Raw genomic sequence first — 23,937 nt, forward strand, 5'->3', positions numbered from 1 at the left:
AACAGATCACAGCACCCATCATCCAAAATACACTTCGTTTTCCCAGCCAGGCCAGTACCAGTAAAAATAGCATCAGGCATGTAAACTTGTCCAATGGCCTGTGTTTAGCTATGGTTAAATAGCAACTAACGCATATAATGAAAAAGAAGAATGCAGGAATAAGCCATTTAGTAATTTTCATTTGGTAGTACTTTAATCATCTACGAGTAATAACCCCTTTGGCTTTACTACCTTCCGCCAATGTATTTGAAACATAAAATGCAACCTGCGTTGGTAAGGCCGATTTAAAATTAGTAACAACTACATCGTTCGAATTAGTCCCTTGATATGCAGGTACTTTATCGTTTTTATTTATAAGGTCACTTACTGAAAAGTGTGCCTGAAAATCAACTACTTTATGCCACCCATCTGAATAACATTCATACATGATAACATGTGCCCCGTCTCCATTATAGCAGATCAAATAACTGAGTATCCTTGTCACTTCTCCCGACTTTATTGTTTCAATAACAGACCATTCTTTATCCTTCCAATTAAACTCCTGGCTGATTTGTTCAAGGAAACGCCACCTCAAAGTTTGATTATCAGGATAATCGGAGTTACCCATCCAGAGATCTATCATGCGAGGCTGGCTTTGCTGATACAATTCCTTTTCAGTCTCATTGGCAGGAGAGGCTGCATTCCGTGTTAAAGTTGAAATACTCATTTTATTCCAATGATAGAATAAGCTATAAATATTAGCATCCTTTATATTGGCGGCGCTTAACAAACTGAAATAAAGACAAACAAGTATTTTCATGCCATCTATTATTGTAAAAGAATATACAGGGATCAAAAGGTATTAAGCATCTGAAGGTAATCAAAAAACAACACCCATCTCCCCCGGAAACCCTATCTTTCCGTTAAAAATATACTCATCTTGACGGAACTGGCACAATATATTAACGGTTACTTCGGCGTACCGAAAGAAGAAATAGAAAAAATCACCCCCTTCTTTCAACTTACCACCTTATCTAAAGGCGAATACTTCCTGAAAGCAGGCCGCATCTGCGATCAGCTGAGTTTTCATAAGTCCGGATTACTCCGTGTATACGCCAATAGTGAAGAGAAAGAAATTACGCAATGGATTTCTTATCAAGGCTATTTTGTGACAGATCTCGCAGGGATTATTTTCAACAAGCCGTCGAGGTATAATATTGTGGCGTTAACAGATTGCGAGTTTTATACCATCAACAAAACAGACTACCATAACATTGGCCAGCACATTCCGCAGTGGCACCTGCTGGAAAAACTGTTTATTGCCCGTTGTTTCAACCTGATGGAAGACCGCATCTTCAACCTGCTGTCGCTGACAGCAGAGCAACGATACCACCAGCTGTTACAGCAACATGGAGAGTTGTTTAACCTGGTACCGTTGCAGTATCTGGCTTCTATGATGGGCATGACACCCGAAACATTGAGCCGGCTGCGGAAAAAAGCGATGAAATAAACACTACTCTGCCCGCAAACTTTTCACAGGATTCATAATGGCGGCGCTTACACTCTGGAAACTCACGGTGAGCAAGGCGATGAGGAGGGTAACGATGCCGGCAATCCCAAACACCCACCAATCCAGTTCAATTTTATAAGCAAAACTTTTCAGCCAATAGCTCATGGCCAGCCAGGCCAGTGGTGTGGCGATGGCCATTCCTATTACTACGGGCTGCAGGAAGCTGGAAGAGAGTAATAGAAAGATGTTGGTGGCAGAAGCACCCAATACTTTTCTGACACCAATTTCTTTGGTGCGTTGTCCGGCTGTAAACAGCGCCAGGCCAAACAATCCTAAACAGGAAATAAAAATGGCAAGTGCCGCAAAGTAGTTACACAACTGACTCACCAGCTGTTCACTCTTATATAGCCGCGTATATTCCTCATCGGAAAACTGATACGTAAAAGGAAAATTAGGGTTCAGGCTCTTACTGATGTCTGCCAATCCTGCCAGCACAGTTTTGGTTTTACTACCAGTGGTACGCACCAGAATCGTCCCCCATTTCGGATGGTCATCGAGACGAATCACCAGCGGAGAAATGGTTTCGTGCATGGATGTAAAGTGGAAGTCTTTCAGTACCCCAATAATTTTTCCGGATACATTACCGAGTGTAAAAGGTTGTCCTATCGGATTCGTATACCCCGTTCTTTTAACAGCGGCTTCATTCAAAATATAACTGCCGGAATCATTGCCATATTCACGGGAAAAATCGCGACCATCCAGGAGTTGCAGGTGCATCGTTTTTACAAAGTCGTAGCCTACAGCGGCATCGGCAAAAGAAACGTCCTGGTTGGGATCTTTACCAGCCCACTTGATACCACCTTTATGATGTTCTATCACGGTGGGGGTCTCTTTCATTTTCGTAATAGCCAGCACGCCGGGCAGGTTCATGGCTTGTTCCTTAAATACGTTGTATTTGGAAAGCAGTTCCCCTTCCAGCGGAATATAGAGTAAATGTTGCCGGTCGTAGCCCAGGTTTTTAGTTTGTATATAATCCATTTGCCGGTAAATCACCATCATCCCCACTATCAGCACAATAGACAAGGTAAACTGAAAAACGACGAGCCCTTTGCGGAAATGAGTGGCGCCACTACTGAATCTCAGGGCTCCCTTCAGTACGCGGGCAGGGTCCAGCGAGGACAAAAACAAAGCGGGATAACTACCCGCTACGAAACCTGTTACCAGCATTAATCCTGATAACACCAGCCAGAAAGTGATATTATTGAATGGCAGGTAAAGTTGCTTTCCACTCAGGTGATTAAATGCAGGTAATAGTAAGATGGATACCAATACGGCGATGCCCGTAGCTACAAATACCAACAGGAGCGCTTCGCCTATGAACTGACCAATCAATACACCACGACGCGCACCCACCACTTTTCTCACCCCTACTTCTTTGGCTCTTTTGGCGGCGTGTGCAGTAGCCAGGTTCATAAAATTGATGCAGGCAATGAGTAAAATGAAAACGGCCAACAGGGTGAAGAGCCGCACGTACGCAATACGACCGCCGGCAGGATGTCCATCTTCAAAGGTGCTGTGAAGGTACTTTTCGCCGTAGGGTTGCAACCCCAATTCCGTAGCTGATTCTTTATTTTCAGATTGATATTGGTGGAGAAAATTTTTCAGTTTGGCGGTGACTTTGGCCGGATCGGCCTGGGCACGGAGCTGGATATACGTAGCAGGACTGGCACTGCCCCAGGTTTTTGTCCATGGGTTGTTGGCCACAAAATCATCCCAGCTACGGATAAAATCAAATTGAATGGAGGAAGTTACAGGCACATCGAATACCGCGTTAACAGCCAGGCTGGTGGTATCTTCAAACCGGATAAGCTGACCAATAGCTTTTTCCGGGCTTCCGAAAAACAATTCCGCCATATGCCTGGAAATGGCGATGGTACCGGGCGCGCCCAGGGTCACATCTTTACTTCCCTCTAAAAACGGATAACTGAACATGCGCAGGAAATCAGCGCCTGCATAGCCACCCGCCATTTTTAGCACTTTATTATTTGTCTGGAAAGCCACAGGCGGAAATGCCTGCCATCCACTGGCGAACTCCACTTCGGGTACATCTTTCTTTAAAGCTGCTGCCAGCGGGCCTTGTGTGAGATAGCTGCCATCTACTTTACCATCGGCCGATTGACGCTGGTATACCTGGTAGAGGTAGTTGTGGTGATCGTGAAACTGATCCATGCTGCGTTCATCCTGTACCCACAGCAACATCAACAGGCTGCAAGCCATACCCAGCGCCAATCCCATGATGTTGATAGTGGAAAATGTTTTGTTGCGTACAAGATTACGCCAGGCAATCCTGAAATAGTTGCTTATCATGATCGTGTGTATCAGTTTTATAGGACACCGAAAAAAACTGTGCCATGGTAAGCGGAAATAAGCATCAACAAATTAAGTAGTATTTATTTTCTAATATGTTCGTTTTTGATACAGGCAATGACCGGTAATATCATTTGCTGTTTTTAGCTTGCTCTGTTTTTCAGCCAGGCCACCTGTTCTTCAGTATCCGGCACTTTCAGGCCACGGGCTTTACTGATTTTGGCAAGCAGGTCATCGTAGCGGGCTCCTTTTAGCATCATCAGGCTGCCGGCAATAACCGCAGATCTGCCGATGCCCATCCTGCAATGGATACAAATGGTGGCTCCTTCGTCAATTGCTGCTTCCAGTGTGCGAAGAAACTTTTCTGTATAGGAGCTAACAGGAGGCGCTTCCCGGTCCGGAAAAGGGAAATGAATAAACCGGAGACCGTTTCTGATGGCCGTTACCTGCTCCATCGTAAGCGATAGCTCCCTGATTTCGGATGGTTCCAGCAGGCAAACCAATACATCCACGCCCTGCTTCTTTATGCTGCGCATGTCGTCTTCCAGCCAGTCGTCGCCACGGGGCCGTGGCATAATGCCCAATGAAGCACCGTTGGGGAATTTCTCCAGCCAATAAATGCGTGTTTTCATGTAATGATGGATTCCGTTTTATAAACTTAAACAGTGGCTCTCACTTCTGTCAGCTTCATCACCATTTCTTCTGCGGCCGTATCGATCCRGGTATTATATTCGGTAATGGCTGCCAGTCTTTCGGCTTCTGTAACAAAGCCGGCTGCCACCATTTGCGGGCCGCGCAGTATTGCTACCTTAGACCAGATACCTGCTTTTTCTGCAAATGCAGGATGAATCCTGTTGTACACTTCATCTGCCGGTAATGCTTCGATGTTGTGTAATGCCAGGTGCGTAAAAATATCCGGCAAATGATCCGCCATATCGTTATCCATGCCTGCATCGGCCCGCCAGCGAAGGAAGGCGTCGTAGAAATGCTGCATGGCCGGAGGCGGTGCAGGTGTCCATTGCAGTTGGGTGTGATTATAATCCAGTATAGAAAGGATACCACCGGGGCGTAACAGCGACTTCAAATGCTGCAACGCTGCTGCCGGATTATTTAACCATTGCAGCACGCGGGCGGCAACAATGAGATCAAATTTTTCTGCAGGTGCATAGGTGAATAAATCGGCTGTCAGCAGCGTGAGTTGCGGTATGCCGGCATGATCTTCCTGTCCTTTGGCAATTAAATGTGTACTGCTGTCGATGCCAACAACGGTACCCGTAGGTCCTACCGCTTCGGCAATACCGGCAGAAATAGCCCCCGTTCCACAACCTACATCGAGTACCCGCATGCCCTTGCGGAGAACGGGTATTAAAGTACCGTAACTATTGGCCAGACTTCGGTTGTCTAAAACGCTGCTGTCGCCTTCGGGCATCCGCGCCCTTTCTGTGGCGGTGTTACTCATGTCTGCTTATTTATTTAGTTTTTCTTCGGGAGAAGAATACCTCCATAGCGTGCTCCCATCTCCGTTACTACCAGTACGATGCTTTTAAAGATACTGGAGCTGAAGGGAAAGAAAAAAATATTTGGTTCTCTTAGAAGAAAACCAAATAACTTCTCTACCTTTAGGCCCGGACATCTATAACACGATTGGAAAAATACAGAGCGAAAATAGAACAACACAGTAATGCCATGGAAAACATGGGGCTAAGCCCTGTGGCTGCCAGGATATTCATTTACCTGTTGCTGAGTGAACAACACCAGGCTACTTTCGAACAAATGGTGGGATACTTCGGCGTCAGCAAAAGTGCGGTGTCCAATGCGCTGAAAATGCTCGAAGCTGCCCTGATGGTAGAAGCCAAAACCATTGGTGGACAAAGGAAACGCTACTTCTCTATCAGCATGCATAATATGTTCAGCGAGGCAGCGTTGTCGCAAAAAATCAAAGAGTTCTATACGATACTCGATGATATCAGGTCCATGAGAAAAGTGGATGACGACTTCAACGCAGAGCTGGAAGATATATCAGAACTATATAAAATGATGTTGTTCGAAATTCCGCTGATCCTCGAAAGATGGAAAAGAACGGTGGAGTTAAAAAGGAAAAACAAGTAATCACTTTTTTTTTGCACTCAATGGTTCTTTTATTTCAGAACTAAAAGAATTACAAGCATTTTCAAATGAAAACAGGTATCCTATTACTGTTGCTGACCATCCATGCCTGGACAGCAACCGGACAAACCATGTCTGCCAACACCACACCACCACAATGGACGCTCGACCAATGCCTGGCATATGCCATCGAACATAATCCGCAGATCAGCGCCCAACAACAACGCACTGCAGCCGCCACACAAGATCGCAAAGCAGCCACCGCACAGCTCCTGCCGGAAATAACCATCAAAGGCGCCGTTGACAACTACTGGAAAATACCCGTACAGGTATTTCCCGGCGAACTCGTTAACCAACCCGCCGGCACCTTCGTACCCATTAGAATGGGCACCCCATGGATGGGCAGCTATGGCGCCGATGCCGTACTCCCACTCGTAGATGTACAACGCTGGCAACAAATAAAACTAGCCCGCCTGCAACAGCAAGCAGCCCAAAGCGAATCCTACGACCTCCGGCAAACGCTGCTGAAAAACGTACGCATGGCCTATTACAGCGTACAGCTACAACAGGAATACGTAACCGTTACCCAACAGCTGTATGAAAATTATCAACACATCCACTCCCTCATTTCACAACAACTGGAAAAAGGATTCACCGATAAAATAGCCGTTAATCAATCCGCTACCCTGCTGCAAAACCGCGCCATCGAAAACAACAAAGCTATGACCAGCCTGCAGCAAAGCTACCTCGACTTAAAATTCTGGATGGGCTATCCTTTACCCGATACGCTGCTGCCTGTACCCACAACAGAACTGCCTGCACCTGCCAGCAACGGATTTACGCCGCAGCAACTGCCCGGTTATGCTAAAGAAGCACTACAGGTAAGCATTGCACAACAGCATTATAAAAATGCACTGGCAGCACGTTATCCGTCGCTCCAACTGCAAGGTACCTGGGAACAACTGGGCTTCGGTGATCAGCTCAATTTTATTACCCGCTCCCCCTGGTTCACCGTAGGCTTTGTGGGCCTTCATCTGCGTGTACCCTTGTCGTTGTCCACCATGATCTATACACCACGCAGCGAAAAAGCCCGCTGGGAAGCCGCTGCCGCGCAGCTCAACAACTACACCGCGGAACAAACGAAGCAATACCAGCAGGAAAATTTAGCACTGCAACAAGCCGCCACCGATATACAACTACAACAGGATAATATTCGCCGCGCTACGGAAAACGAACAACTCAGCACCCTGAAAATCAATAAAGGCATTATCGACATGATTCAGCTGAAAGAAGTACAGAAAGACTTATACGAAGCACAGGCACAGCTGAATGATGCCCGCCTTGAATTCTTTAAACACTATACAGCCATCAACTACTTACAAAATAAATAATACGGCATGAAAAATCGCCTGATCATAGCAGGAATAGCCATGGTGGCCACCGCCTGCAAAGAAAAAACAACTACCTATACGGTGCAAGCACGTACATTAAATGAAGCCGTATACGCCTCCGGTGAAATAATGCCGGCCGTTTACTACTTCCTGAAATCCAACAACGCCGACTTACTGTTACGCCTCAACGTAAAAGAAGGCGATGCCATTACCCGGAATCAAACCCTTGCCACGCTCGGCACACCAGCGCAACTGACCCAGCTAAACCTGCTCCAGCAACAGGTGACATTAGCGGCCAATCATGCCGCTCCGCTGAACGAACTACAGGAAAAAATCGCACAGGCACAGCAACAATACGAGCAAGACGCCATCAATGCAACGAGATATACCGATCTCGCCAACGCGAAAGCCATTCCAGAAAAAGACGCAGAACAAAAAAGACTGGATGCCGCCAACAGCCTGCATCAATGGAAAGCACTACAACAACAGTACCTCGCACAAAAAAATGACCTCGCCGGCAAACTGCTGCAAAGCCGCGAACAGCTGGCCGCCAATAGCCAGATCCACGAAGGGAAAGAACTGAAAAGCCCGATGGATGGCAGTGTGTTCCGGGTATATGTGAAAGAAGGGGAACTGGCCGCACTCAATAGTCCCTTACTGCTGGTAGGTCTCCCCGGAAAATTCAAACTTGAACTACTGGTAGATGAACGGGATATCAGCAAAATCAAAACAGCACAAAAAGTATATTTCGAAACAGCGGTATACCCAGGCAAACAATTCCGCGGTACCATCAATAAAATCATTCCCGTATTACAAAAAGAAAGCAGAAGCTTCCAGGTGGAAGCCGCTGTGGACGACAGCAGCGCATTTTATCCGCAGTCGTCCGTAGAAGCTAACATTGTGATCCGTGAAAAAGTGACCGCCCTCATGATTCCGGCCGACTACCTCCTGAAAGGCGATAGTGTATACCTCCAGCAAGGTAAAACGCTGCAAAAAATACCCGTAGGCACCGGCGCCAGAGACGGCAACTGGATAGAAATCACCAACGGCCTGCAAAAGGATAATATCATCGCTAAAAAAGATTAAGCCATGAATGTCATCACCAACTTACAGCTGGCGGCGTCTATTTCGTTTACGCATATGCGTAGCCGGCTGAAACAAACCGTTATTGCCACCATAGGCGTTACCATCGGCATCACCGTATTTATATTCATGCTGAGCTTTATTACGGGCTCCAATGAATATATCCGCGCCGTGGCCTTTGACCAGTCGCCGCATCTGCGCCTGTACAATGAAGCAGAAACCGCCGCCGGCACTATTCTCGATAAAGTACAGCCACAAACGCTCAATATCGTGGATCATGTAAAACCCAAAGACGTACTACCCGGCCTGAAAGATGGAAAACATATTGTACAGCTACTCGAACAGGACCCACGCATCAGCGCTATTGCAGGATCGCTTCATGCACAGGTGTTTTACCGCGTAGGCTCCGGCACCGTCAATGGCACCATCAACGGGATTACATTTGAATCAGAAAACGCCTTGTTCAATCTGCAATCCAAACTGGTAGATGGCAGCTTCAAAGATCTCAACACCATGCCCAACAGCATCGTTATGGGCGTAGGACTGGCCAAACGCCTCAACGTCAAAACCGGCGATCACCTGGCATTGACCACCGAAAACGGAAACAACTTTTTTGTTACGGTGGCCGGCACGTTTAAAACCGGCATGACAGACATCGACAAGCAACAAAGCTATGCCAGCTTAAACACGGTACAACGTTTTCTCGGTGTTCCCGCTGCTTATATCACCGATATCAAAATCAAGTTGCACGATATGAACCTGGCCCCTGCTATGGCCAGGGAACTGGAGCAGCAATACGACTTTCAGGGGTCCGACTGGCAACAGGACAACGCCGCCATCCTGCAAGGCGATGTGCTGCGCAGCCTGATCGTATATGGAGTAGCCGTTACCATTTTATCGGTAGCCGGCTTCGGGATCTTCAACATCCTCACCATGATGATCTATGAAAAAATGAAAGACATCGCCATCCTGAAAGCCATGGGCTTCTCCGATGCAGATATCCGCCGGATTTTCCTGTTGCAGGCATTGATTATCGGTATCACCGGTGCGTTGCTGGGATTGGCGCTCGGCTTCCTGTGCTCCTGGGGCGTTTCCAAAATGCCGTACAAAAGCGACGTTATGATTACCCTGGATCACCTGCCGGTAAGTTTTAATATCAACTATTATATCACTGGCTTTTTCTTCGGTATTATGACCACCACCCTCGCCGGCTATTTGCCGTCGCGCAAGGCTTCCGGGGTAGATCCCATTACTATTTTAAGAGGTTAAACTATGCAGCTGATTCAAGTTAACAACGTCAATAAATACTTCCTGCAACCTGCAAAAACGCAGGTGCTGACCAATATTGGTTTTGAAGTACCGAAGGGAAAATTCCTCACCATTACCGGCAAATCGGGCAGTGGCAAGTCTACCCTCCTTTACCTGCTCTCTACCATGGATACACACTTTGAAGGCAGTATCCGTATCAACGGCGAAGAAATGCAGGGAAAAAGTAATGCATGGCTGGCCAACTTCAGAAATCATTACATCGGTTTTGTGTTTCAGTTTCACTACCTGCTACCGGAATTTACCGTACTCAAAAACGTGATGCTCCCCGCATTGAAATTACGAAAATACAATACCGGAGAAACCGAACACCATGCCATGGAACTACTACAGCTGCTGGGCATCAGCGATCAGGCCAATAAAAGGGCTTCGCTGCTCTCCGGCGGGCAACAACAACGGGTAGCCATTGCACGGGCCCTCATCAACGAACCGCTGATTATCATGGGCGATGAGCCTACCGGTAATCTCGATAGCTACAACGCTGCGGTAGTATTCGATTTGCTGAAAAAATTATCTGCAGAAAAAGGACAAACGATCCTCATGGTCACCCATGATGAAGACATTGCCGCCAGGTCTGATCAAACCATCCATCTGGTAGATGGAAAAATTGATAGCATTCACTAATGCCGCCTTTATAAATATCCCATCCTGATGGCAGTGAACAGAAAAATATCGCTGGTAATATGGAAAAAGATGAGATACCATAAATTCCCCTTAAAAATACGATACAGCCAGGTGATGAATAATGCCCCGATGAAAATAGTCAGCACCGCGGAGGCGCCTTCCTGTATATGATAAAAGGCAAACAAGATACTGGTCAACAACCCACTGCAAGCGAAGTTCCATTTTCCTGCCGGCAACATCTCCCGTATCCGGGTGAATATAAATCCCCTGAAAATAATTTCTTCATAAGGAATGGCCACCAGCGAAGCCACCGTTAGGAGGATAATGAATCCCATGGTATTGTGCCGGATATAATAGAAAGCCGAAACATCCGCGGGTGGCCAGCCTGTGACCCGGAGGATCAACGGCCCCAATACCGCGCACAAAAAAAATGCATAGGCCACTCCTATGCCACCTCCCAACAATAACGCGCGCCAACGGAAATCAGCAAAACGAAATCCGATGTCGCTGAATGTCTGTTTATTCATTCTCAGATACCACCAACAAATAGCTAATACAACCGGTACATATCCAAAAAACGGGAGAGGCACCAGATGGGGAAACAGCACCATAAAGGCGATCATTAAAATATCGAAAACTATTCTGTTGCGGGTGGTAAGCATATGATATAACGTGAAATGTAAAACCAGCACCATGTCGAATATAGTGCCAACCGCTAACTTATTGATGTTCAGACACCGCTCATTTCGTTACTGTTCATTTTCGATACCCGCTTCGTTCATAGATGAACACCTGCTTTTTCCCGATTGCGCAAATCATTTTCCTCTTTTGAACAGTTATCCTCACCATCGCATGCTAGTTTTATCGGCTGTAATGATCTAAATATATATAGAATGAAAAAATTCCTGTTTTCTGTTATTTTATGCTGTAGCATACAAGCGCTTTTTGCCCATGCCATCTGGATAGAGACCAGCACCAACGGCAAAATTGGTCAGGCACAAACCGTGAAAGTGTTCTTTGGTGAATTTTCTGAAAATGAACGCGACTCTACCCAACACTGGTTTAGTAATCTGTCGGCCTTCACATTGTTCCTTGTTACACCAGACGGACAAAAAACGCCGCTCACCTGCACGCCTGCCGGCAACCACTTTACGGCTTCCTTTACACCGAAAGTGGCCGGTGCACATGTGTTGTCCATCGACCATACGGTGCAGGCAATTTATGGCGATAGCAAAATTCACTATTATGCATTGGGACTGGTAAAAGTAAATGGCTCGCTCAAAGGAGTAGATAACCTGCCCGCCTATACGGATTTCGCATTGATGGCGAATCATCAGCAGACGCCTAAGCTGCATCAGCCGGAAAAGATTCAATTGAGCTACAAGAATGCCCCTCCCGCAGAGAGCGACGTTACCATTCAATCTGCCGAAGGATGGTCTAAAAAAATCAAAACCAGCCAACAAGGCGATATTACATTCTCCCCGGCATGGGTGGGTCGTTATATGCTGGAAGGCACCTTCACTGATGCCAACAGCGGCGAACACGAGGGCCAGGCATTTAAAAAAACCTGGTACTGCGTGACCTGGTGCATGGAGGTGGCGAAATAGCCGCTAGCCTTAAGTAAAACGCCGCGAAGATTGACATACATCATCTTCGCGGCGTTTTACTGAAGGCTAATAGCTACTTCACTATCTCCTTATAAATCTCCTCAAAATCCTTTCCCTTATGGGATTGCCAGACACTGGTAAATTTTTCCTCTACGCCCTTTAGCAACTGAAAAGCCAGTTGCTTATCATCTTCTGCCATATCATGAAACATTATCTCCGCCAACTGGCTGATACGTTTCCTGCAAACAACCAATACCTTTTCTCCTTTGGGCGTTACTTTTAGCCGCTTGGAGCGCTTATCTTCCTTATCGTCATATTCCGCCAGATAACCGAGCTTTTTAAGCCGGTTTAGCTTATCTGTGCCGGTAGAAAGCTCCTGCAGTGCGGCGTAGATAGCTTCCGTTTTCCGTGGTTCGTTGAGTTGTGCCACGGTGTTCAACAGCGCGTATTCGTCAATATTGTTGATACCAGTGCCTTCCAGCGCGGCCACCGTATAAATGGTGTGCAGCTTAAAGATCCGGCCAATGCTGCGCATCAGTATCCCATCATTGCTGATCGGCATAAAACGTCCGCCAGGAGAGGCTTTCACTTCACTTTTCTCTCTGGCCAGATAACGGCGGCAAAAATCTTCCAGGCTACTTTCGGGATGGTTAGCGTCGAAAGTACCCCATGCTGTAATCAGCGCTACGGCTTTATTCATGTAACAGTTGTATTATTTCCGAAGTAAAAATATTAAAAATACTTCGGAAATTTTGTTTTTACTATATTTTCGATATACATTTACTAAAAGTATTTCGATATTACAGTAATTAAATAAACCATACTCATGTCAACACAAACCCTTTTTCAAAGCCTCGTCGTTATACATCTTATCGGATTCCTGCTATTCGCCGGATCTACCATTGCTGATTTTATAGGTATCCGTCAATTCTGGAAGCAATACGCGCTGGATGCGGGCAAGGCCCCCGCCGTGTTACAGGCGCTGTCAGCTCTCGGGTTAACAACTCGTATAGGCATCGGCGTGATTATTCTATCCGGCGTGGGGATTATGGCCATGACTCACGGCGTATTCGGAGAACAGATCTGGTTCCGGATAAAGTTCGGACTGGTGCTACTTGTTATTGCCAACGCCCTCGTAATCGGGCAACGACAACGCTCCCGCCTAAACAAGGCCGTCATAGCCAATGACACCATTTCCGGAAAAATAAAAACCGGCCTAAAAAACTATCACCTGGTACAAATTAGTTTCATTTTCATCATCGTGCTGCTCAGTGTTTTTAAATTCAACTAGCCTCAAAAAAAGTGGTGCCCGATGTGGTATATCCATTCTTGTGCTTGCCGGAATGATATTATCGCGGTTGGCTTACGTATTAACCCATACCTGCAAAGCAATGTTGCGGGTATGGGCATACCTGACCCACTAACCCGGCAGCAGACCTGGAAAAATTTGCCAACCATCCGTATCATGAAAACGGTGTTCTTTCGCTTATATAACTACTGGCTCCTGCTACTGGTGTTGTGTACGCGCGACAAAAGAATACCATTCACTTTGCTTAGGGATATACTAAGCCTGTTAGCCAGATACAGATAGATTTCCCACATACCCAAAAATCCGCTACCCCCCTTTCACTAAAAAGCAGTATATTTGTAAGGTAAACTTATAACTTTACCTTACTAATTATGCCCGCTAAAAAACAGGATGCATTGGCCGGACAACTCCGTCCCCTGCTGGCACGACTGGTACGCAAGCTACGAAAGGTATCACCCGCCAATGAGTCATTGTCGCAAAGTGCCCGCTCCGTATTGGTGCTGCTGGACCAACACCAGCGGCTACTCTCCGCAGAACTGGCCGTGATGGAAAAAATGACGCCACAATCCATGGGGCAACTACTGCTGCAACTGGCCGCATTAGGACTGGTTACCAGAACACCTTCCAACAGCGATAAACGAAAAATTTATGTCTCCTTGTCGCCCGCCGGCAAGGAACGGATAGCACGCGTACGACGGGAACGCGATGAATGGCTCAGTAACGCTATCGCCACCGTATGCACCAAAGAAGAGCAGGCTATCCTGCAAGCAGCACTGGCGCCATTAACCAGGCTGGTGGAGTTTGAATAAAAGTGCCAACGAAAAATGAACATTACTACTTTCAATGCATTTCGCAGCCGCAATTACCGGCTCTATTTCATGGGACAATCCATTTCCCTGATCGGTACCTGGATGCAGAAAACCGCCGTCAGCTGGGTGGTTTATGCCCAAACCCATTCTAAATTCATGCTGGGCGTTACCCTTTTCGCCAGCATGTTTCCTTCCTTCGTTTTCTCCTTCCTGGGCGGCGTGGTAGCCGACCGGTACGATCGCTTCAAACTGCTACTCGCTACACAGATAGCCGCGATGCTACAGGCGATAGCCCTCACGGTGTTGATTTATTTCCAGCACTACTCGGTATGGGAAGTGATTGCACTCAGCGCTTTCCTCGGATTAATCAACGCCTTTGATGTGCCCGCCCGGCAATCGCTGGTGTATGAAATGGTGGAAGACAAAGCCGATCTCCCCAATGCACTGGCGCTGAATTCTTCTATGGTAAACCTCTCCCGCCTCATTGGCCCCGCTTTAGCAGGACTGGCACTGGAAAAGTTCGGGGAAGATATCTGTTTTGGTCTCAATGCGGTTAGCTTCATTGCGGTGATAGGTTCGCTGTTACAAATGAAATTGCCGGCGTATACCGCCAAAGCACATACGAAAAATATAGTGGGTGAGTTGAAAGAAGGATTTACCTACATCCGCGAAACACCGGCTATTTCCCTGATATTGCTCACGCTGGCTTCCGTTAGCTTGCTGGTACTCCCTTATACCACCCTGATGCCCGTATATGCCAAAGATATTTTTCATGGCAGCGCCGCTACTTTCGGGGTAATAGACAGTGCCATCGGCCTCGGCGCTTTCTGCGGCGCTATTTTCCTGGCTTCGTTAAAACCGGGAAAAAATTTGCGGAAAATACTGGCGATTAACACCCTGATTTTCGGCGCAGGCCTCGTATTGTTTTCACATTCCACTTATTATCCTATTGCGCTGGTATTTGCTACCCTGGCAGGTTTCGGCATGATGTCGCAAATTACTATCAGCAATACGCTGATTCAAACAACGGTAAACCCTGCCATGCGCGGACGGGTGATCAGCGTATATGCGATGGCGTTTTTCGGTATGCAGCCAATCGGCGGATTGTTGGTAGGCGCCATGTCTCAACTGATCGGCACTCCTAACACCGTGTTACTGCAAGGAGTCATCACCATAGCGATTGGAGGACTGCTATTCAGACGGATGCGGCAGCCCCGGGCCATAGAAGTGCCGGTTCATTCCTGAATAACGTATCTTTATCCGCATGTTAACCAGCTTAAAAATTTCATTCATTCTCCTTTTCTTTTCACTTCCCCTGCAGGCACAAAATCTGCAAGGCGTATGGAAGGGTTATACCGCTATTAATTACGACGGCTGGGCAGGTCAGGATGGCATTTACATTCTGCAGCTGCAAACAACGGATAGCGGCTATTCCGGCAAAGCCTGGTTTTACGAAACACCCACACTCTATGGAGAAATCAACGTTACCGGGCAACATAATAATAGCGGTAACAACTGGCTTTTTAAAGAAACAAAATTCAACCAGCTGGTGATACCCAAAAACTATACGGCCCGCCTGGCTGATCTTAACCTGAAATGGTTTGACATTGACGGGGAAATAGTCTTACAGGGCAATATCATCTCTTACTCAAAGTATACCAACAAAATCCACAGCAAAAGATTCATTCGCTTATCCAGGTTGTCTGATATGGAGATAACACAACTCAGCTTACCTGGCGGCAGGCAGTTGCTGAAAGACAATGGGCCAACGATTACCCCTCCGCATATGCCTGCGGCAGACAGCCTCGCCGTGAACCGCCGCAAAAACAAGTTACAGGGTTCCTATGAGATCAGCCACCCTGCCATTGATATTCAACTATACGATTATGGTACCATCGACCACGATACTGTGACTGTTTATTTTAATGGCGTTAAAATCGCCGACAGGCAGGAACTCACTGCCCAACCAATACGCCTGCAACTGATAGCTGATCCGGCAAGAGAAGTACAGGAACTGATATTACATGCCAATAACCTGGGAGATATCCCACCTAATACTGCCAAAATGATTATTCTCACCAGCGACAAGCGTTATGAGCTCACCGTATCCTCTTCCGAAACGGAAAATGCCATGATACGGTTCCATTACACCCCTACCCGCTAAATATTGTATTACAGCCACTTACCTTTCCCTATGTGAACTAATTGTTAACCCGTGAGGGATTTATCATTTCCAAACGAATACATTATAAAGGCTGCTGTAGCCAATCATTCATCATCCCTATCATTTAACGTAAAAAGTTATGCGTAATTCTATCCCTGTAAAAGTACTGGCGCTATTGGCAGCAGGGCAGCTGCTGACGGCGTCCTGTAAAAAGAATAAGGACGCTGCTCCCGAAAAGTCGGAGAAATACGGACTGGTAGCAGGTAACTGGCAACAAAAGGATATTGTTTTTGCTGTACCGGTAAAGCTGGGCGGACAAAATATCCCGGCCGGTACCAGCATTATTAAACTGGCTCCCTTGTTAGGCGCGGCAGGCGCACTCTTTACCTGCACCACCACTAATACCTATCAGTTCGGCGCTGATGGCCAGTTTAACATCAAAGGTTGCACCGACCTGATACTGCCCACTGCCGGCAATACAGGCACCTGGAAACTGGATGTGCATGACGCGGTATTCTTATTAACAAACGGAAAAGGCGACAAGGACCCACACTGGATACAAAATGTTAGTGACTCTGCCCTGGACTTGTCTATTACAGTCACCATTCCCAACGTTGCTACGGCGCCGTTAGTATTGAAGCTGAAGAAATAAGGAGCGGCCAAAATAACAATAATATAATCAGTAATTCCTTGTATCTTGTTTAGGTCCATTAGATATTTGCGATCATTATGGAAAGTATCGTACAGGATATAAAGAATGGAAATATCGAGCGTTTCAAAATGATATATCAACAATATCATACAAAGCTCTATTTCTACGTATTGAAATGTACACATTCCGCTTACCTCTCTGAAGAGACGGTACAGCTATCTTTCATATTACTTTGGGAAAAAAGAGAGAAACTATCAACAAATTATAATATCTCCGCACAGCTGTTTCGTATAGCCAAAAGCGTGATGACGGATCTCCTGCGCAAACAACAGGTCAGAAACCGGCATACCGAGTCGATGGTGCGGGAAACACCCGACTGGCACATGGAAACAGACCTTACCGTGAAAGAAGAATTAACGCGGGTATATAATAGTATAGAACAATTATCTCCCATCAGGAGAAATGTTTTTAAACTAAGCCGCTTTGAAGGACTTCCACATAAAGAGATCGCCAAACAGTTATCCATCTCTCCCAAAACAGTTGAAAATCACATTGTACGTGCAATACGGCAGCTGAAAGATTCCCTGCTATTGTTATTACCAGCCATCGTTGCCTGGCTTTGCTGATCCTTTTTTCTTACCCGAATATTTACTTATTGTTAAGCAGTGAGGGATTTACTGTTTTCAAACGAATACTACATATGAAGCATCCGGCAACATTACTTGAAAAGTTTTTCCGGGGAGAATGTAATGAGGCAGAAAAGCAGGCTGTCACCGCTTATTTCGCGGAGCATCCGGAAGCGCTGCAGCCCTGGCTAACAGAAGAGAGCTGGCATTCTTTTCATCCCGGGCATACTTTATCCACCGACATTTCCGACAAAATGCTGGCCGTCATTGAAAGTCGTACCTGGCAGAAGAAAAAGGTAAAAACCATTTACTACAAATGGATCGCTGCCGCTGTACTGGGTGCTGCCATTACCGGTTTTGTATGGAACAGATACCATCATCAGCCCGTGGCGCCAATAGCAGCGGTAACACCCGTTGCAGGCCCTGCTGCGGTACCGGATACTTATGTACAACAGGCCAATCATACGCGGAAAATAATGTTGTTCCACCTGAAAGATGGCAGCACGGCAGAACTAGCCCCAGGTAGTCAGCTAAAATACCGCTCTTCTTTTGCCGTTACCGGCCGGGAAATATTTTTAACGGGAGAAGCCGTATTCAAAGTAGCGTCCGACAAAAACAAACCATTTACCGTGCACGCAGGTAATCTGGCTACTACCGCATTGGGAACCGTTTTTAAAATCACTGCCTGGAACGCCATAAAAGGGCCCATCCGCATTCAACTGATCAGCGGCAAGGTAAAGGTGCAACCAGATAGTTTGGGAAGCAGCAATGGGTTAAAAACCACTTATCTGCTGCCCGGAGAAGACCTCTCGTTTGATCCGGTGAATAGGACAGCTGTAGTCAATAAACCAGTACACACACCCAACAAACAGGTGATCGCGAAACCGGAAAAGGAAATATTCACGTTCAACAATGAACCGCTGGCAAATATTTTCAGGCTGATGTCGGAGAAATATCACCTCACCATTCAATGCCAGGAAGGTACGCTCACAGACATGAGCTTTACCGGAACATTCGATAGTAGCAAAGAATCCCTGACCGATTTTCTGTCTACCATCGCCACGTTAAACAACCTGACGATGAAGCAAACAAACAATGTTATTTACGTAACACCGTAAGCCGGACATAATCATCTTTAAACTGTAACTAACTGCATCCTGAAAAGGGTGCCCGAGATTCCTTTTGCCTAAAAATGAAATATTTTATGCGTGTAAACATCCGACAATCCCGAAAAGATCGTCCCACCAAAACGATTTGGCTGCTGCTGTTATCGCAGTTATGTGTAGGCAGCCTGTTGGCACAGAATACACACCCCGCCGCCATCGGCATCATCAAAAATGCCAACAACGAAATTCTGGCGCGGGTGATGGTAAGAGTAGAAAATGCAGACAACCAGGTATTGGCCAATACCCTCACCAATGAAAAAGGTATTTTCACCTTCCCGAAACTACCCGCCGGCGGCCCCTATCGCTTTATATTTAACTATGCCGGCTATACAACAGATACCCTCAAAGGCTATACGATTAGTGATTCCAGCAAATTATCGCTGTCAGTTGTCATGAAAAAAAAAGTGGAAGAGCTGGAACAGGTACTCGTCACCGCCCTCGGCATTAAAAGAGAAAAGAAAGCACTGGGCTACTCCGTAGAAGAACTCGGCGGCAAAGAATTTAACCGCGTTACGCAGGAAAACTTACTGAACTCCATGTCCGGTAAAGTAGCAGGCGTCACTATCAATTCTACCGGTGGTCCCGGCTCTTCTGTCAGCATGATCATCCGCGGCGCCACCTCCCTCAGCAGCGATAACCAACCGCTCTTCGTAGTAGATGGCGTACCACTGGCCAACACCGTGAACAACGTTAGCCAGATCGGACAGGACAACAAAGTAGACTATGGCAACGCTATTTCTGATATCAACCCCGACAACATCGAAAGTGTCACTATCCTGAAAGGGCCCAGCGCCGCCGCATTATACGGCTCCCGTGCAGGCAACGGCGTAGTACTGATCACCACTAAAACCGGTAAAAAAGTAAACCGCGCTACCGTCAACGCTTCTGTAAATACCGTATTTGATATCCCTTACAAATTCCTGAAATGGCAAACCAAATTCGGATCAGGACAATTCTCCGGTATCCCGGTATCCCGCAGCGGTAACATGCTGACCAACCCTTTTGGCACCATTGTCACCGAAAATATTGATGCCACCTTTGGCGCTGAGCTGGATCAGGGTTATGAAGAAGTACAATGGAACAGCCCAAAAGATCAGAACGGCAAACCAATTCCCATGCCGCTGGTATCGCATAAGGACAATGCGAAGAACTTTGTAAACACTGGCATGACCACCACCACTGCCGTTTCCCTGGCTAACAACAATGAAAAAATTGCTTATCGTGTAGCCTATGCCAACATGACCAGCAAAGGCATCATCCCTAATACCGACTTATTTAAAAATGCGCTGAACCTGAATTCCAGCTTACAAGCCAACTCGAAACTGAGCTTTACTACCAACATTGATTTCAGTCGCACCAACTCTAATAACCGCCCGGCGGGCGACAGAGGCGCCAATCCACTACAAGCCGTATACTCCATTTCGCCACACATCGATGTGCGCGACCTGAGAGACTACTGGATGCCCGGACAGGAAGGACTGCAACAACGTACACAAGCCAACGGTGTTTTCAACAACCCCTACTTCCTGGCGTATGAAGTGAAAAACGGATTTGTGAGAGACCGCGTATTCGGCAACATCAGAGCCGATTGGAAAATACTGCCCTCCCTCACCTTCATGGCCAGATATTCACTGGATACCTACAATGAAAAAAGAGAAACAAAAATTGCCAACAGCTACATCAACAATCCCGGTGGCGCCTATGGTATCATCAACCTCAGCAACTTTGAACGGAATATAGATGTGTTGCTGACGTATAAGAAAGATATCGGCAACTTCGACTTCTCTGTTTCTGCAGGCGGTAACAAACGCTATCAGACCGGCAAAAATATTATTACGGCTACAAAAGATGGTACCGGCTTAAATACCCCCGGCGTATACACCATTCAAAACATTGCACCGCAAAACCTGAACTATAACAGTACCATGTTCGAAAAAGGGGTGAATAGCGTGTATGGTATGTTGAACGTAGGCTATAAAGGCATGGCTTACCTGGATGTAACGGGTCGTACCGACTGGTCCAGCACCCTGCCGAATGCAGCGGCCTATTTTTATCCTGCTGCCTCACTGAGCTTGCTCGTGAATGAAATGGCACACCTTACCTCCGACAACATTAACCTGATCAAACTGAGAGCCGGCGCCGCCCAGGTAGGTAACGACGCCTCTCCTTATCAGTTGCTGGGTACCCTGTATAATGCCGGCGCGTGGGGAAATATTCCGCGGCTATCAACTTCCGGTAACCTGCTCAACCCCTTCCTGAAACCGGAGATCGCTACTTCTTACGAAGGTGGTGCTGATATCAACCTGTTCAAAAATCGCCTGCGTTTTGCCGCTACCTATTACATGGTGGAAAACAAAAACCAGATCTTTAGTCCTAAAACGGCACCGTCGTCTGGTTACTCCTCCCGCAATATCAACGCGGGTTTGCTGAGAAGCCGTGGTATCGAATTAACGCTCGGTGGTACACCCGTACAGCAAAAAAACTGGAGATGGGATGTGAATGTAAACTTCACCCGGAACAGAACTAAAATCATTTCCCTGCCCGACGACTTGCCTTACTACACGCTCTGGCAGGAAGGTAAAGGAGGTGCATGGACGTACGTAGGAGAAGACATTGGTGATATTTACGATGCACAACTGGTGACCGTTACCGATAAATCATCTCCCTATTACGGCTATCCGCTACTGGATAATACCGGTAAATGGCAGAGTGTAGACGCCACGAATGCCCGTAATAAAATCGGCAACTTCAACCCCAACTTTATCATGGGTCTGCAAACCAGCATCAGCTATAAAAACTTTACGCTCAGCATGACCTTCGACTGGAGAAACGGCGGTGACTTCGTTTCCCAGACCTATCGTTATGGAGAAGAAAAAGGTAACTCGCAACTCTTCCTCGATAAACTCACCAATCCCGGTAACATGAAAGGACAGGAACTCAGAGACTATCTCGTGAGTCACCAGGATGAACTGATTATCCCCAGCGGCAATAAGTTTCCATTAGTAGGCGGCCCTACGCCGGAATACAACGGCTATGGATTTGCTTATGGTCCTTATGTACTGCCTTATGGCGGTGTATTTATCCCCGGTGTAAGAGCTAAAGGATATGATGCCAATGGTAACCCTACCGGCTATATTGAAAATCTGGGCGGCGCCGGCACTACTACGCTTCCTTATGCAGGTAGTACGGCCTGGTCTTTCACCAGAGCATTTCTGTTCCCGGCATCGTACCTGAAACTGCGGGAGGTATCACTTTCTTATGAGCTGCCTAAGCGCCTGCTCTCCGGTGTGAAAGTACAAAACGCCAGTGTGTCTATCTACAGCAGAAATATTATCCTGTGGACAGCCGCTAAAATTGGTATTGATCCGGAAAACGCCTACCAGCCTTCCACCAGCGTACAAGGCTCAGGTATGCAGTTTATGCAGGGCATTGAAAGATACAATGTTACTCCCTGGTCTATTCCCATGGGCGCTAAACTGAACGTTACTTTTTAAGAGCTCATTTAACTCAGCAACATGAAAACAGTTACTAAATCAATTATACTTTGCCTTGGGTTGTTAGGTACTTCCATGACCGCGTGTAAAAAGGACCTGATGAAACTGAACGAAGACCCCAACGGCTCCAATCCGGCTACCATCAATCCCAACCTGGTGATGTCAACCGTGTTAACGCAGGCTGGCATTGAAATCGTCACCCTGGGCTACCAGGACATGGCCGGCGTGATGCAACATACGCAGAAAGACGGCTGGACCACCACCCACAATGAATACGACTGGGGTGGCAGTAATAGCTGGACCGCCTACTACGACATTCTGCGCAACAACCAGCTGGTGTACAACCGCGCCGTTACTTTACAAAACGAATTGCAGCAAGGTGTATCCCTCGTCATGAAATCCATGATGTTCGGTCTCATCACCGATCTGTGGGGGGATGCACCTTATTCCCAGGCACTGAAAGGAGAAAATGGTCCGCCTGCCACTACACCCGTGTATGATCCGCAACAGGATATTTACGCTGGCATACTTTCCGACCTGGACAAAGCCAACACTTTACTTTCCAAGCCTAAGAGCGCTTATCCGGCTCCAATTGACGCCGTTGACGTGTACTACCAGGGAGATCCTACAAAGTGGCGCAAAATGGCTAATTCACTCGCTTTACGCTATTACATGCGTTTATCAGAGAAGCTGCCGGCCATCGCCAAAGCGGGCATTGAAAAAATAGCCGGTAATCCGACCCAGTATCCGATCATCACAGATGCCGCCGACGATGCTACCATGTCGTTTCCCGGCAACAGCAACGCCGACTCCTGGCCGGCGAATGCTATCTATGATAGCGACAGCAGCAACTATCGCCGCCTGAAAATGTGCAATACATTCGTTACCTCCCTGGAATCACTGCATGATCCGCGTCTCGGCGTATGGGCCAACAAAGTACAATGCTTCCTGGTGGTAGACGATAAACAGCCTCCCGGCACTGGCAACGTATACAAAGCGGTAGACACCGTAGTAAACGGCGAAAACCGTAAAGTAAGATACATATCGCCTGATGTACTCGCCTCGAAAGGACTGACCCTGAAGGATATTAACCAGGACGTGAACTATGTGGGATTACCTCCCGCTATTCCCGGTCCGGCAGTATATAATTTAAGTCCGGATGCGGCGCAGGCCTCCCGGAATCCGCATGTATCCTGGCTCAACGACATCTACAAACAAGCCAAAGGTCCATTGCTGAAAGCCCGCCTGATCTCTGCAGCAGAAGTACACTTCATCCTGGCCGAAGCCAGCGCCATCAAAGGCTGGGCTGCCGGCGATGCCGAAACACATTACAACGCAGGGATAAAAGCTTCGTTCAGCATATGGGGCGTGAGTGGCAACCTGGCCGCATATCTGTCTCAGCCAAATGTAAAATTCAACAACACACAGGAACAGATCATTACCCAGAAATGGATCGCCAGCTGGACCGCCGCCACAGAAGCCTGGGCCGACTATAAACGTACCGGCTATCCGAACTTACATGCAGGCCCTTATGCCAAAGCACCTGTGTTACCGGTACGGCTATACTACATGCTCGATGAAAGGAACCTGAATAAAATCAATGTCACCGAAGCCATGAAACGGCTGGAAGTAACATCTCAGTCCGCCTTTGGCGCCAACGGCCCGCAAAACAGTCCGTGGTCAAAACCATGGATTATTCAAGGCACCGGCAAACCATGGTAAAC

22 protein-coding genes are annotated in these 23,937 nt (G+C 47.1%); 16 read left to right on the top strand and 6 right to left on the bottom strand.

Features of this window, described 5'->3' with window-relative positions:
- Positions 1-196 precede the first annotated feature (196 nt).
- Entirely contained in the window at positions 197-799 is a 603-nt protein-coding gene (locus AC1DFM_RS22925) for a hypothetical protein (RefSeq protein WP_477079091.1), read from the bottom strand.
- Positions 800-919: 120 nt separating this feature from the next.
- Between AC1DFM_RS22925 and AC1DFM_RS22930 the strand changes: the two genes are divergently transcribed.
- Positions 920-1,489, top strand: coding sequence for a Crp/Fnr family transcriptional regulator (locus AC1DFM_RS22930; RefSeq protein WP_477079092.1), 570 nt, complete (start codon positions 920-922; stop codon positions 1,487-1,489).
- 3 nt (positions 1,490-1,492) lie between these two features.
- Here the strand turns inward: AC1DFM_RS22930 and AC1DFM_RS22935 are convergent, their stop codons facing one another.
- The 3 genes from AC1DFM_RS22935 to AC1DFM_RS22945 all read right to left on the bottom strand — a co-directional run bounded on the left by AC1DFM_RS22935 (position 1,493) and on the right by AC1DFM_RS22945 (position 5,315).
- Positions 1,493-3,856, bottom strand: coding sequence for an ABC transporter permease (locus tag AC1DFM_RS22935; protein ID WP_477079093.1), 2,364 nt, complete (start codon positions 3,854-3,856; stop codon positions 1,493-1,495).
- Positions 3,857-3,999: 143 nt separating this feature from the next.
- Positions 4,000-4,488, bottom strand: coding sequence for a phosphatase domain-containing putative toxin (locus tag AC1DFM_RS22940; RefSeq protein ID WP_477079094.1), 489 nt, complete (start codon positions 4,486-4,488; stop codon positions 4,000-4,002).
- A 26-nt stretch (positions 4,489-4,514) separates the two neighbouring features.
- The gene (locus tag AC1DFM_RS22945) at positions 4,515-5,315 is read right to left on the bottom strand and encodes a class I SAM-dependent methyltransferase (protein WP_477079095.1); all 801 of its coding nucleotides are present in this window, start codon (positions 5,313-5,315) and stop codon (positions 4,515-4,517) included.
- A gap of 185 nt (positions 5,316-5,500) precedes the next feature.
- Between AC1DFM_RS22945 and AC1DFM_RS22950 the strand changes: the two genes are divergently transcribed.
- From AC1DFM_RS22950 to AC1DFM_RS22970, 5 genes are all read left to right on the top strand, one after another.
- The gene (locus tag AC1DFM_RS22950; protein ID WP_477079096.1) at positions 5,501-5,965 is read left to right on the top strand and encodes a GbsR/MarR family transcriptional regulator; all 465 of its coding nucleotides are present in this window, start codon (positions 5,501-5,503) and stop codon (positions 5,963-5,965) included.
- A 65-nt stretch (positions 5,966-6,030) separates the two neighbouring features.
- Entirely contained in the window at positions 6,031-7,353 is a 1,323-nt protein-coding gene (locus AC1DFM_RS22955; protein WP_477079097.1) for a TolC family protein, read from the top strand.
- 6 nt (positions 7,354-7,359) lie between these two features.
- A complete protein-coding gene (locus AC1DFM_RS22960) occupies positions 7,360-8,439 on the top strand; it encodes an efflux RND transporter periplasmic adaptor subunit (protein ID WP_477079098.1) in 1,080 nt (359 codons plus the stop codon).
- 3 nt (positions 8,440-8,442) lie between these two features.
- Positions 8,443-9,705 carry an ABC transporter permease gene (locus AC1DFM_RS22965; protein ID WP_477079099.1) on the top strand — a complete coding sequence of 421 codons (1,263 nt, stop codon included), beginning with the start codon at positions 8,443-8,445 and terminating at the stop codon, positions 9,703-9,705.
- Between the two features lie 3 nt (positions 9,706-9,708).
- Positions 9,709-10,386 (top strand): ABC transporter ATP-binding protein, encoded by a 678-nt coding sequence (locus AC1DFM_RS22970; protein ID WP_477079100.1) that lies wholly within the window; start codon positions 9,709-9,711, stop codon positions 10,384-10,386.
- Positions 10,387-10,394: 8 nt separating this feature from the next.
- On the opposite strand, the gene AC1DFM_RS22975 is transcribed toward AC1DFM_RS22970, so the two are convergent.
- Positions 10,395-10,997: a lysostaphin resistance A-like protein gene (locus AC1DFM_RS22975; protein ID WP_477079101.1), complete on the bottom strand. Its 603-nt coding sequence runs from the start codon at positions 10,995-10,997 to the stop codon at positions 10,395-10,397.
- Between the two features lie 282 nt (positions 10,998-11,279).
- On the opposite strand from AC1DFM_RS22975, the gene AC1DFM_RS22980 reads away from it, so the two are divergent.
- Positions 11,280-11,993 (top strand): hypothetical protein, encoded by a 714-nt coding sequence (locus AC1DFM_RS22980; protein ID WP_477079102.1) that lies wholly within the window; start codon positions 11,280-11,282, stop codon positions 11,991-11,993.
- Positions 11,994-12,066: 73 nt separating this feature from the next.
- Here AC1DFM_RS22980 and AC1DFM_RS22985 read toward each other — a convergent pair whose 3' ends face one another.
- Entirely contained in the window at positions 12,067-12,693 is a 627-nt protein-coding gene (locus AC1DFM_RS22985) for a MarR family winged helix-turn-helix transcriptional regulator (RefSeq protein ID WP_477079103.1), read from the bottom strand.
- A gap of 126 nt (positions 12,694-12,819) precedes the next feature.
- Here AC1DFM_RS22985 and AC1DFM_RS22990 point away from each other — a divergent pair, with 126 nt between their 5' ends.
- From AC1DFM_RS22990 to AC1DFM_RS23030, 9 genes are all read left to right on the top strand, one after another.
- Entirely contained in the window at positions 12,820-13,284 is a 465-nt protein-coding gene (locus AC1DFM_RS22990) for a hypothetical protein (RefSeq protein WP_477079104.1), read from the top strand.
- Between the two features lie 389 nt (positions 13,285-13,673).
- Positions 13,674-14,111, top strand: a complete 438-nt coding sequence (locus tag AC1DFM_RS22995; RefSeq protein ID WP_477079105.1) for a MarR family transcriptional regulator — start codon at positions 13,674-13,676, stop codon at positions 14,109-14,111.
- 15 nt (positions 14,112-14,126) lie between these two features.
- A complete protein-coding gene (locus tag AC1DFM_RS23000; protein ID WP_477079106.1) occupies positions 14,127-15,356 on the top strand; it encodes an MFS transporter in 1,230 nt (409 codons plus the stop codon).
- 19 nt (positions 15,357-15,375) lie between these two features.
- Positions 15,376-16,275, top strand: coding sequence for a hypothetical protein (locus AC1DFM_RS23005; protein ID WP_477079107.1), 900 nt, complete (start codon positions 15,376-15,378; stop codon positions 16,273-16,275).
- 139 nt (positions 16,276-16,414) lie between these two features.
- Entirely contained in the window at positions 16,415-16,927 is a 513-nt protein-coding gene (locus AC1DFM_RS23010; RefSeq protein ID WP_477079108.1) for a hypothetical protein, read from the top strand.
- 77 nt (positions 16,928-17,004) lie between these two features.
- Positions 17,005-17,553 (top strand): RNA polymerase sigma-70 factor, encoded by a 549-nt coding sequence (locus AC1DFM_RS23015; protein WP_477079109.1) that lies wholly within the window; start codon positions 17,005-17,007, stop codon positions 17,551-17,553.
- A 74-nt stretch (positions 17,554-17,627) separates the two neighbouring features.
- Positions 17,628-18,671 carry a FecR family protein gene (locus tag AC1DFM_RS23020; RefSeq protein ID WP_477079110.1) on the top strand — a complete coding sequence of 348 codons (1,044 nt, stop codon included), beginning with the start codon at positions 17,628-17,630 and terminating at the stop codon, positions 18,669-18,671.
- Between the two features lie 86 nt (positions 18,672-18,757).
- The gene (locus tag AC1DFM_RS23025; protein WP_477079111.1) at positions 18,758-22,213 is read left to right on the top strand and encodes a SusC/RagA family TonB-linked outer membrane protein; all 3,456 of its coding nucleotides are present in this window, start codon (positions 18,758-18,760) and stop codon (positions 22,211-22,213) included.
- Positions 22,214-22,234: 21 nt separating this feature from the next.
- Positions 22,235-23,935 carry a SusD/RagB family nutrient-binding outer membrane lipoprotein gene (locus AC1DFM_RS23030; RefSeq protein WP_477079112.1) on the top strand — a complete coding sequence of 567 codons (1,701 nt, stop codon included), beginning with the start codon at positions 22,235-22,237 and terminating at the stop codon, positions 23,933-23,935.
- Positions 23,936-23,937 lie beyond the last annotated feature (2 nt).

This window comes from Chitinophaga sp. 05T412 (genome assembly GCF_056396465.1).